A 13044-nucleotide genomic window follows, 5' to 3' on the forward strand; every position below is an offset into this window, starting at 1 on the left:
CGTCATAGCCTGCATTCCCACGCGGAGCGTGGGAACGATCATGAATTCAACTAGCAGGCAGCTCTTCCAGCAGTACCGGCGCTATCGCAGGCAAGCCAGCTCCCACAGGGGAATGCATTCCAAAGGTGGGAGCTGGCTTGCCTGCGATAGCGCCATCAGCCACACCGCTAAACCCCTGCCCTGGCCTGCAAACTCAAGTGGGCCCTCTCCCCCGGCGCCAGGCTCGCCGCCGCCATCGCCGCCTCCACACACACAAACCCCGACGCTTCGTTAAAGCTCACGCCCAACAGCGGCCGGCTCCCCGGGTGCCACACCACCGTGTCGGCAGTGTCGCCCGTGTCGATGCACAGTTCACGCTGCCAGGCGTGGTCCTTGAGCTGCAGTTCACCCTCATGCTGGAACACCCGCTGGCATCCACCATCGACCCGCAATTCGCCTTCCTGCTGACAAACCTGGCGATTGAGCTGGTCATAACCTTGCGCTCCTTCGAGCCCAGACAGCGCTACCTCATCAACGTGACCAATACGCCAGTAAGCGTGCAATGCATGGCTCAACTGGCACGGCAGCTCGTCGTGGTGCTCGGTACTCAGGCGCAGTTCCAGGGTGTCGCCCAGGTGCGCGTGCAAGTCCACCTGCCAGTCGCACAGTTGCAATTGCCAGTGCAGGCGCACGCCGTCGTCATCGTTGCTGCTGTCGAGCAGTTTCCAGTCGATCAAGCGGGCCCAACCGTGGGAAGGCCAGGCATTTTCGCTGGGGTGGCGGCCATACCAAGGCCAGCACACCGGCACGCCGCCACGAATGGCGCCGACCTGTGGCCACTTGGCCGCGCACCACAGCCAAGGCTTCTGGCCGGTGGGCTGAAAGTGCAATAGTTGCGCGCCCTGGCGACTGAACACCGCCTGGCACAGCGGATGGTCGATCACCAACACATCGCGCATCTGAAAGCGCTCCCAGGCGAACACCGGACGCTCGCGCAGGGATTTGAAAAAGCGTTGCAGCGGTTGCTCGTGCATGTGCCCAGGTCCCGAATATCACAGTGCCACGCAAAAAAAAGCGGATAGCCATGGCTACCCGCAAATGCGCACAGAGAGAGGAGCTTATCGCAACAGCGTTAGAACGTAGACTGAATTTTCAGGCCCGCTACCAGCGCGTTGTCGACTTTATCCACGCCGCCAGGCTGGACAACGTACTGCAGGTTCGGACGCACAGTCAGCCAGTTGGTGACGTGGAAACCGTAGTTGAGTTCGACGTTGTACTCAGTCTCACGAATCGGCGTGTACAGCGGATTGTCGTAGTCGCTCACGCCCCTGGCGTCGTTGAGCAGCTCAGAGTTCTTCTTCACATCATTGTTGACATGCAGGCGAGCGACGCCAATGCCGACGTCATCTTTTGGACGCGCGTCGAATGGGCCTTTGTACACCAGCATCAACGACTGGTAGTTGTCGACCAGGTTGGTTTCCTTGTCATGGAAGGTCGCGTTGGCGGCGATGTTCAGGCCACGGGAAGCGTCGCCGTTATGGGTGGTGAGTTGCTGTTGCGCAACGAACCAGTAGCCTTTCTTGCTGCTACGGGTACGGAAGTCGGCGCCGCTGAGGACCGCATCGTTACCGTTGACGTCTTCACGTACATCCGGAGCATCGGCCGCACTTTTATAGAAGCCCACACGGTATTCGCCCGGCAGGTTATTAACCTTCGGCGACCATACCAATTCCACCGGGATCACGGTGCCCTTGGTACCACTGCCGCTGAGTTTGAAGCCGTTGCCGTGCTCCAGCTGCGAAGGGTTCTGGTTGTAGGCACCGATTTGCGCATACAGCTCAGGCGTGATGTTGTACTTCACGCGGATAGCGGCCTGGGCGACCGGCCAGTTGTACCAGGTATTGACGTAGTTACCGACCTGGGAACCGCAGAACGACAGGTTCTGGAAGTCGCAAGGGAAGGTGTTGAAGTCTTCGCCTTCACCGAAGTAACCGAGCTTCACGTCCAACTTGTTGTCGAACATCTGGTGCTGAATCCAGAACTGGGTCAGGCGCACCATGTGGCCACGGCCATACACTTCTTGCGAGGAACTCAAGGTGCCGGCACGCGGGTCGCCAATGCGGTCATTGGAGATGTTCTGGCCATTACGATTGGTCAACTGGATCTTGGCCTGAGTGTTATCCCAGCCCCACAGTTTTTGCAGGTCCAACGCCACGCCCAGACCGAACTGGTCGGAGTAACGACCGGTCTTGTCGTCGTTGTAGCCGCCGTGGGCGTTGTAGCCCATCTCGCCCACGTAGTCGGCCTTGATGTCGATACCTTGCTCGATCAGCTTGGTACGCTCGCCGCCCCAATCGCCGGTCATCCACTTGGAATCGGCGCTGAATGCATCGGCCGCCATCGCATTGGCGGACAATACAAGGGCTGCTGCCGCTGACAGTTGGCAGATCAGCCGGGTGTTGTTGTGTTGCTTTTTCATCCCTACATCCTCGTCTTTATTGTTATTAAACTGTTTTTATCTAACGCGGGTTACATTTTTTTAACTAAAACAACGAGTTAACCATCAACCACATTACTGTAGGAGCGAGCTTGCTCGCGAAAAACTCAAGGTCACTGCGCTCATCCAAGATGCCCGCGTTATCGTTAACGACCTTCGCGAGCAAGCTCGCTCCTACACGATGCTTTAGCGGCCCTTGAACTGGGTCACATTGTCGGCATGCCCCTGTGCCGGCAATGAAGCAGCCGTGCCCAACCGCTCGCCGGTCTTGGCGTCAAACAGCAATACCTTGGCCGGGTCGAACTGCAAGGTCAGGGTCTCGCCCACTTGCGGTGCCACGTCAGGCGCCAAACGGCAGCACACCTTGGTGTCGTTGAGCTGCACAAACACCAGGGTGTCCGGGCCGGTAGGCTCGGTCACCTGCACTTCGGCGCGAATGCTCGACGAGCCGTTGCCCTCGCCCGCTGCCAGCACGATCTGCTCCGGGCGCAGGCCCAGAATCACATCGCGGTCTTCCAACCCGGCGTCACTCATGCCCAACGGCAACTCGCAACGGGCCTGGCCGCTGTCGAGCACCGCCACCAGATCACCGTTCTGGCGTTTTAGGCGCATGGGAACGAAGTTCATCGGTGGTGAACCGATAAAGCTTGCCACAAACAGGTTGGCAGGGTCGTTGTAAATTTCCTTCGGCGTGCCGAATTGTTGGATGATGCCGTCCTTCATCACCGCCACTTTATCGCCCAGGGTCATCGCTTCGATCTGGTCGTGGGTCACGTAGACGGTGGTGGTTTTCAGACGCTGGTGCATCAGCTTCATTTCGGTACGCATCTCGACACGCAGCTTGGCGTCGAGGTTGGACAGCGGTTCGTCGAACAGGTAAATCTTCGGCCGTCGCGCCAGGGCACGGCCCATGGCCACGCGCTGTTGCTGACCACCGGACAACTGGCCCGGCTTGCGGTTGAGCAAGTGCTCGATTTGCAGCAATTTGGCCACGCGCGCCACTTCGGCGTCGATGTCGGCTTGCGGCATCTTGCGGATCTTGAGGCCGAACTCGATGTTCTCGCGCACGCTCATGGTCGGGTACAGCGCGTAGGACTGGAACACCATGGCGATGTCGCGGTCCTTGGGGCTCATGCCGCTCACGTCTTGATCACCGATCATGATTGCGCCGCCGGTGATGGTCTCAAGGCCGGCGATGCAGTTCATCAGCGTGGACTTACCACAGCCCGACGGGCCGACCAGGATGAGGAACTCGCCTTCTTTGATCGACAGTTCGATGTTCTTCAAGGTGTCGGGCAGGCCGGCGCCATAGGTCTTGTTTACATTGCGAAGTTCAAGCGTAGCCATGATTACCCCTTGACCGCGCCGGCCGTGAGGCCGCGCACGAAATACTTGCCTGCGATCACATAGACCAGCAGGGTCGGCAGCCCGGCGATCATCGCCGCCGCCATATCCACGTTATATTCCTTGGCCCCGGTGCTGGTGTTGACCAGGTTGTTCAGCGCCACCGTGATGGGCTGGGAGTCGCCGCTGGAGAACACCACGCCGAACAGGAAGTCGTTCCAGATCTGGGTGAACTGCCAGATCAGGCAGACCATGATGATCGGCGTCGACATCGGCAGGATGATCCGGCGGAAGATGGTGAAGAACCCCGCTCCGTCCAGGCGTGCGGCCTTGATCAGCGCATCCGGGATGCTCACGTAGTAGTTACGGAAGAACAGCGTGGTGAACGCCAGGCCGTAGACCACGTGGATAAACACCAGGCCGGTGGTAGTGCTGGCCAGGCCCATCTTGCCGAGGGTGAACGACGCGGGCAGCAGCACGGTCTGGAACGGCAGGAAGCAGCCGAACAGCAGCAGGCCAAAGAACAGCTGCGAACCGCGGAAACGCCAGAACGACAACACGTAGCCGTTCAAGGCGCCGATGGCGGTAGAGATGAGCACAGCAGGAACGGTGATCTTGATCGAGTTCCAGAAGTAGCCATCCACAGTGGCCCAGGCCTTGACCCAGCCGATGCCGCTGACCACTGTGGGCCAACTCAGCAGGTTACCGGTGCTGATGTCTTCCGGGGTCTTGAAGCTGGTGAGCAACATCACCACCAGCGGCACCAGGTACAGCAGCACCGCCAGGATCAGCACCGCGTAGATCGCGATGCGGCTCAGGCTGATGGCAGGTTTGGCGGCGAGACTAGTCATTGCGCTTGGTCCTCAGCTCGGAATACAGGTACGGCACGATGATCGCGAGGATCGCACCGAGCATCAGGATTGCACTGGCCGAGCCCATGCCCATCTGGCCGCGACTGAAGGTGAACGAATACATGAACATCGCCGGCAGGTCGGACGAGTAGCCCGGGCCGCCTGCGGTCATTGCCGCCACCAGGTCGAAGCTCTTGATCGCAATGTGCGCCAGGATCATCACCGCACTGAAGAACACCGGACGCAGGCTGGGCAGCACCACGCTCCAGTAGATGCGCGGCAAGCTCGCGCCATCGATCTGCGCAGCACGAATGATCGACTGATCAACGCCGCGCAGGCCGGCGAGGAACATCGCCATGATAAAGCCCGAGGCTTGCCACACAGCAGCGATCACCAGGCAGTAGACCACGCGGTCCGGGTCGATCAGCCAGTCGAGACGGAAGCCTTCCCAGCCCCAGTCCCGCAAGAGTTTGTCCAGGCCCATGCCCGGGTTGAGCAGCCATTTCCAGGCGGTACCGGTGACGATCATGGAGAGCGCCATCGGGTACAGGTAAATGGTGCGGATAAAGCCTTCGCGGCGGATTTTCTGGTCGAGGAAAATCGCCAGCAGCACACCGATCACCAGGGTGATGCCGATGAACATGCCGCCGAACACGGCCAGGTTCTTGCTCGCCACCCACCAGCGGTCGTTATCGAACAGCCGCTGATACTGCGCCAGGCCCGCCCATTTGTAGCTGGGCAGGAAGGTCGAGGTGGTGAACGACAGCACGAACGTCCACAGGATGTAGCCATAAAAGCCCACCAGCACGATGAACATGCTCGGCGCCAGCACCAGTTTAGGGAGCCAGCGCTGCAACACATCGAATGGCGAGGCCTTGCTGAACACAGCAACAGAACTCATGGGAAAATCCAGTACAGGGAAAAAGGACTAGCAGCTGAACCGAACCCTGTAGGAGCGAGCTTGCTCGCGAAGGACTTCAACGATAACGCGTGCATACAGGATGAACGCGGTGACCTTGAGTTTTTCGCGAGCAAGCTCGCTCCTACAGTGGCTGTGTTACTTGGCCGACTTGATCGCCGCGCCAAGCTTCTTGGCCGTGTCGGCCGGGTCGGCTTTCGGGTCGTTGATAAAGTTGGTCACGACATCAAAGAACGCACCCTGTACCGCCAGGGTCGTGGCCATGTTGTGGGCCATGCTTGGCTGCAGACCGCCAGTCTTGGCGTCGGCCAAAAAGTCCTTCGCGGCGGTCTGGGCGCAAGAATCAAAGCCGTAGGATTCCATCTTGGTCAGCATGTCGTTACGCACAGGGATCGAGCCCTTGTTGATGCTGAACACCTTCTGGAAGTTTTCACCCAGCACGACTTTGGCGATGTCCTGCTGACCCGCGGCAGTGCCTTTGTCTTTCTGCTTGAACACCGCCAGGGAGTCGATGTTGTAGGTGAAGGCTTTGTCGGTGCCCGGGAACGCTACGCACTCATAATCCTTGCCGGCGACTTTCTTGGCGGCGGTCCATTCGGACTTGGCCCAGTCACCCATGATCTGCATGCCGGCCTTGCCATTGATGACCTTGCCCGCTTCCAGGTTCCAGTCCTGGCCCTTGCCGTCGACGTCCATATAGGTCGCGACTTTCTTCAGCTCGGTGAGGGCCTTGACCATTTCCGGGCCGGTCAATGCGCCGTTATCCAGGTCGACCAGGGCTTTCTTGTAGCCATCAGCGCCCATTACCGAAAGCACAACCGCTTCGAACACGGTGCTGTCCTGCCAAGGCTGACCGCCGTGGGCGAGCGCAATGAAGCCTGCAGCCTTGAGCTTGTCGCCCGCTGCGTAGAATTCTTCGAGGGTGGTTGGGTTCTTGGTGATGCCGGCTTTCTTGAAGACTTCCGGGTTGATCCACAGCCAGTTCACGCGGTGGATGTTCACCGGCACGGCGACGTAGTCACCGTCGTATTTCACGGTGTCGGAGACTTTCTTGTCGAGCAGCGAATCCCACTTTTCTTCTTTGGCGACGTCTTTGAGCACGTCGGTGTCGAGCAGGCCAGTCGACGCCCACTCCTGGATGTCAGGGCCTTTGATCTGGGCAACGCCTGGCGGGTTGCCGGCGACCGCGCGGCTTTTGAGCACGGTCATGGCAGTGGCGCCACCGCCGCCTGCTACAGCACCGTCTTTCCAGGTGAAGCCGTCTTTCTCAACTTGGGCCTTCAGGACATCCACAGCCGCTTTTTCACCGCCGGAGGTCCACCAATGCACCACTTCCACCGTACCTTTGGAGTCGGCGGCAAATGCACTGAGGGGGAACAACGAGGCAATGGAAATAGCGACGGCGAGGCGATTAATCGCGTTCATCTGAGTACCTTTTCTTGTTGTTATGCATGCAAGTCTAGAGCTTGCGCTGCACGGAGTTTAAACATGGATTTTCGGGGCACAGGTAACAAAGGGACGCGCAAATGTCACCACTTGGTGACATAGCATCCACTGCCCAATGCACTGGCCAAGCTGGGTGCCAAGGGCAGTGCAGGCAGCACAACCGCTTGCCAGGCATGGTACAGGTCAGGTTTGCCGCCCCAGATTTTGCTGCTGGGTTGGTTGTGCGGGCTGAGTTCGTGATGCCAACTGCCCTGGAGCCGGTCGATGAAGTGGGTTTCGCAAAATTCCCAGAAGCGCCGGTACCAGGTTTCGTAATGAAGCTCGCCGCTACGTTTGAGCAGCGCTTGAGCGGCGGCGCTGGCTTCAGCATGGGTCCAGTGCAGGCGCTCGCGTACCACCGGGCGCTGGTTCCAATCCAAAGTGTAGACAAGGCCCGGCGCACCATCCACCGCCCAGGCGTACTCGCAGGCACTGGCGAACAGGCCTTTGGCGTCGCTCACCAGCCAGTCCGGCGTGGCCAGCTTGGCCTTGAGGCGTGCAGCTTCCAGGTGCAGCAGCAACCGCGCCCATTCAAAACCATGGCCGGGTGTGATGCCGTAAGGGCGAAAGCCATCGGCGGGGTTGTCTTGGTTGTAACCGAGCAAGGGCTTCCACTGCGCGTCGAAATGCTCGATCACCATGAACTGGTTGCCGACGGCGTGGGTGTGGATCACTCGCTCGACAATGCGCAGCGCGCGGTCCAGCCAGCATGTATCACCGCTGACATCGGCCAACGCCAGGAAGGCTTCAGTGGCGTGCATGTTGCTGTTGGCACCACGATAGGCTTCGACGCCGCTCCAGTCCCCAGCGAAGGATTCGAGCATGACGCCCTCCTCTTCGCTCCAGAAGAACTGGTCGATGATATGGATAGCGTCGTTCATTAATGTGCGCGCACCCGGCGCGCCGGCCACCACGGCAGAGCTGGCAGCGAGGGCCACGAAGGCGTGCAGGTAGGCCGCCTTACCGGTATTGCCATCAACCGCATGGGGCGCGGCGAACCAGCCACCGTGCTCGCTGTCGCGCAGAGGGCCGCTGAGCGCCGCCACACCGTGCGCCACCAACTCGGCATAACCCGGCAACCCCATGGCATGGGCCATGGCAAAGCTGTGGGTCATGCGCGCGGTGTTCATGGTTTCGGCGCGGGCATTGGCCGGCAACTGGCCTTTATCGTCAAGGTTGCCGAAACCGTCCGGCAGGCGCGATGCCTTGGCGAACGCCAGCAGCCGCTGGCCTTCGGCGGCGAGCCAGGCGTGATGGGCAGGTGCATTCAGCCAACTGCTGGCAGGCAGTGGATGGGTGGTCATGGGTGGCCCTTATTGTTTTTTTGGGATGACCGGAGTCTAAACAAGGGCGTGGGATGGGCAAGTAACGAAAGGGATGGTAAATGTCACAAAATGGTGACAATCAACAGCCTAATCCTAATGTAGGAGCGAGCTTGCTCGCGAAAAGCCAACAAGCGCCGCGCTTATCCAGGAAACCCGCGTGATCGTTAACGTTTTTCGCGAGCAAGCTCGCTCCTACAGAGGACGATTTGCGTTCATTGGCCCAGTGGTGTGGCCGCAGCCGGCGCATTAAGGCGCTGATTCAAGTTCTGCACCTGGCTTTGCAAGGTGGTGATATTGCGCGTGGTCTGGATACGGAACACGTCGAATTCCTTGTTGGTCGGCGCGTCGACGTTGACCGGCTGGTTTTCCTGGGCGCTCTTGAGTACCAGCAGGTCTTGCTCGAGACGGGCGATGGCCGCACTCGGGTTGCCTTGTTTCTTCAAGGCGGCCACATCGGTGGCCAGGCCCTTGACCTCGGCCTGTGCTGCCGTGAGGCTGGCGACCGCGTCAGTGAGGGCCTGCACCTGGCCTTGCAGCTTGGTATTGGCCGCTGTCAGTTCGGTGGTGCTGGCACTCATCTGGGCCAGGCGGGTGTCCAGTTCGGAGGCCTGCCCCGCGACGCCCAACTGTTGCTTGCCCTGCTCCTGCAACTGGGCTTCCAGCTGCTTGATCTGCAGTTTCAAGGCTTCGCTGCCGTTGTTCACATTGGCTTCGCTGGCCACGACCTTGCCGGAGATCGCCTGCAGGCGCCCCGCCGCTTCTTCGCTGATACGGGCAAAACTCTCCTGGGTGGCGACCAACTGCTGGCCCATCAGGGAGATCTGCTGAAAGCTCCACCAGGCCAGGCCCGCGAAGGCGATCAACAGCGCGCCAACCAATGCCCACAACGGCCCGGTGCTGGCGCTCTTGACCTTGACCACGGGCGTCGTTCGCGAACGCACCGACGTCGCGGCGGTCGGCACGAAATCATCGTCATCCCCAGTATCGGCCCGCAGGCTGGGAACGTTGTCGAAGTCGTCTTTAGCATCGTTACGCATGAATCTACCCTGAATCAATGAGATGGCTGGCTGCAAGGCCGAGCGGCAGGAGTATAAACCGCACTCCCGGCGCATGGATCGACTCGGAACCTGCAATTGGGTTCCCGAAGTGTTGCTGCTTATGAGCTTATTGGCGGCCCGGGTCCTGGGCTTTCCACCAGCTGCAGAACTCGTCGAGCGCGGCCCACAGGCTGACCTTGGGCTCGTAGTCGAGATAATGCCTGGCGCGGCTGATGTCGAGGGTGAAATCTTTGTTCATCACCTGCATGCCCAGGCGCGACAACGCCGGTTCCGGCCGCCCCGGCCATATCGCGCAGAAGGCTTCATTCAAGGCTGCCACGCTGTAAGACACACCGTAGGAGCGGTAACGGGTCACCTGAGGCAGCTCCATTTGCCGCATCACGTAGTTCACCACATCCCAGATCGGCACCGGTGCGCCGTTGCTGATGTTGTAGGCTTTGCCCAGCGCAGAGCCGGTGGCGAGCAAACTGCTGAGCAGCGCCTCGTTAAGGTTATGCACGCTGGTGAAGTCGACTTTGTTCAAGCCGTCGCCGACGATCGCCAGGCGGTTCTTGCGCTGCATTTTCAGCAGGCGCGGGAAGATGCTCATATCGCCGGCCCCGGTGACAAAGCGCGGGCGCAGGGCGATCACTTGCAGGCCGAACTCCTGAGCGCCAAAGACCTTCTGCTCAGCCAGGTACTTGGTAGCGGCATAGGGATGCTTGAAACGCTTGGGCACTTGTTCTTCGGTGAGCCCCAGATGGTCGCGACCGTCAAAGTAGATCGACGGCGACGACAGGTGCACCAGGCGCCCGACGCGCTGTTTCAGGCAGGCCTCGACGACGTTTTCGGTGACCAGCACATTGTTCTGGTGGAAGTCCTGGTACTTGCCCCACAGCCCGACGGCGCCGGCGCAATGCACCACGGCTTCGACATCGCGGCACAGGTCGCGCACCAGGTCGGCGTCATTCAAGTCACCCTGGATAAACTCGGCACCACGCCGTACCAGGTGCTCCACACCCTCGGCGCGCCGCCCGTTGACCCGCACGTCCAGGCCCTGTTCAAGGGCGAAGCGCGCAAAGCGCCCGCCGATGAAGCCGCTTGCGCCGGTGACCAGAATTTTCATGTAGTACTCCGTGTTCTTTCGTTTTTCATCGCTGTTGCCTTGACGCGCGCTATCACTCCAACGGCACCAACCAATGGCCACACACATCGGCCAGATGGTCGGTCAACAAGCCCAACAGTTGCCCGCCACTGCGCCAATGATGCCAGTACAGCGGCACATCGATGGGCTTATCTGGCAATAACTCGACCAATACGCCGGTTTCCAACTGGTCACGCACCTGTAATTCAGGCACCAGGCCCCAACCCAAGCCGGCTTCCGTCAGGCGGATAAATCCTTCGGATGACGGGCATAGATGGTGTTCGAAACCACCGTCCACGCCTAGGGACGCCAGGTAGCGGTGCTGCAGGAAATCATCCGGGCCGAACACCAGCGCAGGCGTGCGCGCCAATTGGTCGGCCCGCACACCTCCAGGAAAATGCCGCGCCAGAAAGGCCGGGCTGGCCAGCGCCCGATAACGCATGGCGCCCAGCAACAGGCTGCGAGCCCCGGCCACGGGACGTTCGCTGGCACAAATGCAGGCCGCCACTTCACCGGCGCGCATGCGTTTGAGGCCCACGGTCTGGTCTTCGACCACCAGGTCCAGCAGCAAATGCTGTTCGGCGCAGAAGTCGCTGACCGCCTCGGCCCACCAGGTGGCGAGGCTGTCGGCATTCAGGGCAATGCGCAGACGCTCGGGCATACCCTCCTCGTCCAGGGCCGGTACCTGGCTTTGCAGGTCACGCTCCAGCAAACGCACCTGCTGCACATGGTTGAGCAGGCGCCGGCCGATATCGGTGGGCGTTGGCGGCGAGGCCCGTATCAACACCGGCTGGCCGATGCGCGCCTCCAATAGCTTGATGCGTTGGGAGATGGCTGACTGCGACAGCCCCAACACCTGGGCACCGCGCTCAAAGCCGGCTTGTTCCACCACCGCCGCCAGGGCAGAAAGCAATTTATAGTCGAACATCAGTTTCTCTAATGAGCGATCAGCAATATTGGTTTTTCTTATACAACCTTGAGCGGCACCATAGCCAGCATCGTTTGAGCATCAACAAGGATCTCCTTCTATGTGGCAAAGCTATATGAACGGTTTGCTGGTGGCCCTCGGGTTGATCATGGCAATCGGCAGCCAAAATGCATTCGTACTCGCCCAAAGTCTGCGCCGCGAACATCACTTACCCGTGGCGGCGTTGTGTGTGATCTGCGACGCACTGTTAGTGGCCGCCGGGGTATTCGGGCTGGCCACCGTGCTGGCGCAGAGCCCGATACTGCTGGCGGTGGCACGCTGGGGCGGCGCTGCGTTCTTGCTCTGGTACGGCGCGTGCGCGCTGCGCAGGGCCTGCTCGAAACAGAGCCTGGACCAAAGCGACAGCCTCAAGACGCGCTCATTGCGCGCCGTATTGCTGAGCGCCCTGGCGGTCACCTTGCTCAACCCCCACGTTTACTTGGACACCGTCCTGCTGATCGGCTCCCTGGGCGCGCAACAAACCGAACCGGGTGCCTACGTAGCCGGTGCGGCCAGTGCTTCATTCCTGTGGTTCGCCACCCTGGCGCTGGGTGCGGCATGGCTGGCACCCTGGCTGGCACGCCCGGCCACCTGGCGCCTGCTGGACCTGCTGGTCGCCGCGATGATGTTCTCTGTGGCCTATCAACTGATCAGCGCCTGACGAATATTCCAAAACGTGCTGGAACCTCTATCCCACACAGTTGTTGCGTGGTTATGCCGCACCCCCGGTGCTATGATCGGCCCCCTGCGCCGCAAAGAGTACAAACTCCCCGGCGCATGTTTGGCCGCCCGTGATCGGCCTTGCGCTCACCGCAACTGACCTGATTAGGAGAATCATCATGGCTTTCGAATTGCCGCCGCTGCCCTACGCACACGATGCCCTGCAGCCGCACATCTCCAAGGAAACCTTGGAATACCACCACGACAAGCACCACAACACCTATGTCGTGAACCTGAACAACCTGGTGCCTGGCACCGAGTTCGAAGGCAAGACCCTGGAAGAGATCGTCAAGTCTTCCTCGGGCGGCATCTTCAACAACGCCGCTCAGGTCTGGAACCACACCTTCTACTGGAACTGCCTGGCGCCAAACGCCGGCGGCCAACCAACCGGCGCGCTGGCTGAAGCCATCAACGCTGCGTTCGGTTCGTTCGACAAGTTCAAGGAAGAGTTCACCAAGACTTCGGTCGGCACCTTCGGTTCCGGTTGGGGCTGGCTGGTGAAAAAGGCTGACGGTTCCCTGGCCCTGGCCAGCACCATCGGCGCCGGCAACCCGCTGACCAACGGCGACACCCCGCTGCTGACCTGCGACGTCTGGGAACACGCCTACTACATCGACTACCGCAACGTGCGTCCAAAGTATGTGGAAGCGTTCTGGAACCTGGTCAACTGGAAGTTCGTGGCTGAGCAGTTCGAAGGCAAGACCTTCACTGCCTAAGTAACGCTTGCAGTAGAAAGAGCCCGGCGATTGCCGGGCTTTTTTATGCGCGCCAGGCTG

The 13044-nt window shown here is 60.3% G+C and carries 12 protein-coding genes; 2 read left to right on the top strand and 10 right to left on the bottom strand.

The annotated features are described in order from the left end of the window. Positions 1-167: 167 nt before the first annotated feature. From QK296_RS14045 to QK296_RS14090, 10 genes are all read right to left on the bottom strand, one after another. Entirely contained in the window at positions 168-1013 is an 846-nt protein-coding gene (locus QK296_RS14045) for a D-hexose-6-phosphate mutarotase (protein WP_169856218.1), read from the bottom strand. 98 nt (positions 1014-1111) lie between these two features. After that, positions 1112-2458: a carbohydrate porin gene (locus tag QK296_RS14050; RefSeq protein WP_003193760.1), complete on the bottom strand. Its 1347-nt coding sequence runs from the start codon at positions 2456-2458 to the stop codon at positions 1112-1114. A 204-nt stretch (positions 2459-2662) separates the two neighbouring features. After that, positions 2663-3823, bottom strand: a complete 1161-nt coding sequence (gene ugpC, locus QK296_RS14055; protein WP_034134354.1) for a sn-glycerol-3-phosphate ABC transporter ATP-binding protein UgpC — start codon at positions 3821-3823, stop codon at positions 2663-2665. Between the two features lie 2 nt (positions 3824-3825). After that, a complete protein-coding gene (locus tag QK296_RS14060) occupies positions 3826-4671 on the bottom strand; it encodes a carbohydrate ABC transporter permease (protein ID WP_003193763.1) in 846 nt (281 codons plus the stop codon). Beyond that, positions 4664-5572, bottom strand: a complete 909-nt coding sequence (locus tag QK296_RS14065; protein WP_003193765.1) for a sugar ABC transporter permease — start codon at positions 5570-5572, stop codon at positions 4664-4666. Before QK296_RS14065 ends, QK296_RS14060 begins: the two co-directional genes overlap by 8 nt. Before the next feature lie 156 nt (positions 5573-5728). Beyond that, a complete protein-coding gene (locus QK296_RS14070; protein ID WP_003193767.1) occupies positions 5729-7015 on the bottom strand; it encodes an ABC transporter substrate-binding protein in 1287 nt (428 codons plus the stop codon). Between the two features lie 104 nt (positions 7016-7119). Further along, a complete protein-coding gene (locus QK296_RS14075; protein WP_169856220.1) occupies positions 7120-8379 on the bottom strand; it encodes an AGE family epimerase/isomerase in 1260 nt (419 codons plus the stop codon). A gap of 233 nt (positions 8380-8612) precedes the next feature. Beyond that, positions 8613-9437 (bottom strand): ATPase, encoded by an 825-nt coding sequence (locus tag QK296_RS14080; RefSeq protein ID WP_034134356.1) that lies wholly within the window; start codon positions 9435-9437, stop codon positions 8613-8615. A gap of 127 nt (positions 9438-9564) precedes the next feature. Then, complete coding sequence (locus tag QK296_RS14085) at positions 9565-10563, bottom strand: NAD(P)-dependent oxidoreductase (protein WP_003193771.1); 999 nt, start codon at positions 10561-10563, stop codon at positions 9565-9567. A gap of 52 nt (positions 10564-10615) precedes the next feature. Next, positions 10616-11509 carry a LysR family transcriptional regulator ArgP gene (locus QK296_RS14090; RefSeq protein ID WP_003193773.1) on the bottom strand — a complete coding sequence of 298 codons (894 nt, stop codon included), beginning with the start codon at positions 11507-11509 and terminating at the stop codon, positions 10616-10618. A gap of 100 nt (positions 11510-11609) precedes the next feature. Between QK296_RS14090 and QK296_RS14095 the strand changes: the two genes are divergently transcribed. Further along, on the top strand, positions 11610-12209 hold the full coding sequence (locus tag QK296_RS14095; protein ID WP_032895568.1) for a LysE/ArgO family amino acid transporter: 600 nt from the start codon (positions 11610-11612) through the stop codon (positions 12207-12209). 178 nt (positions 12210-12387) lie between these two features. Further along, positions 12388-12984: a Fe-Mn family superoxide dismutase gene (locus QK296_RS14100; RefSeq protein WP_003175739.1), complete on the top strand. Its 597-nt coding sequence runs from the start codon at positions 12388-12390 to the stop codon at positions 12982-12984. Positions 12985-13044 lie beyond the last annotated feature (60 nt).

Origin of the sequence: Pseudomonas sp. AL10, assembly GCF_029960685.1 — a bacterium.
GTDB lineage: Bacteria > Pseudomonadota > Gammaproteobacteria > Pseudomonadales > Pseudomonadaceae > Aquipseudomonas > Aquipseudomonas lactis.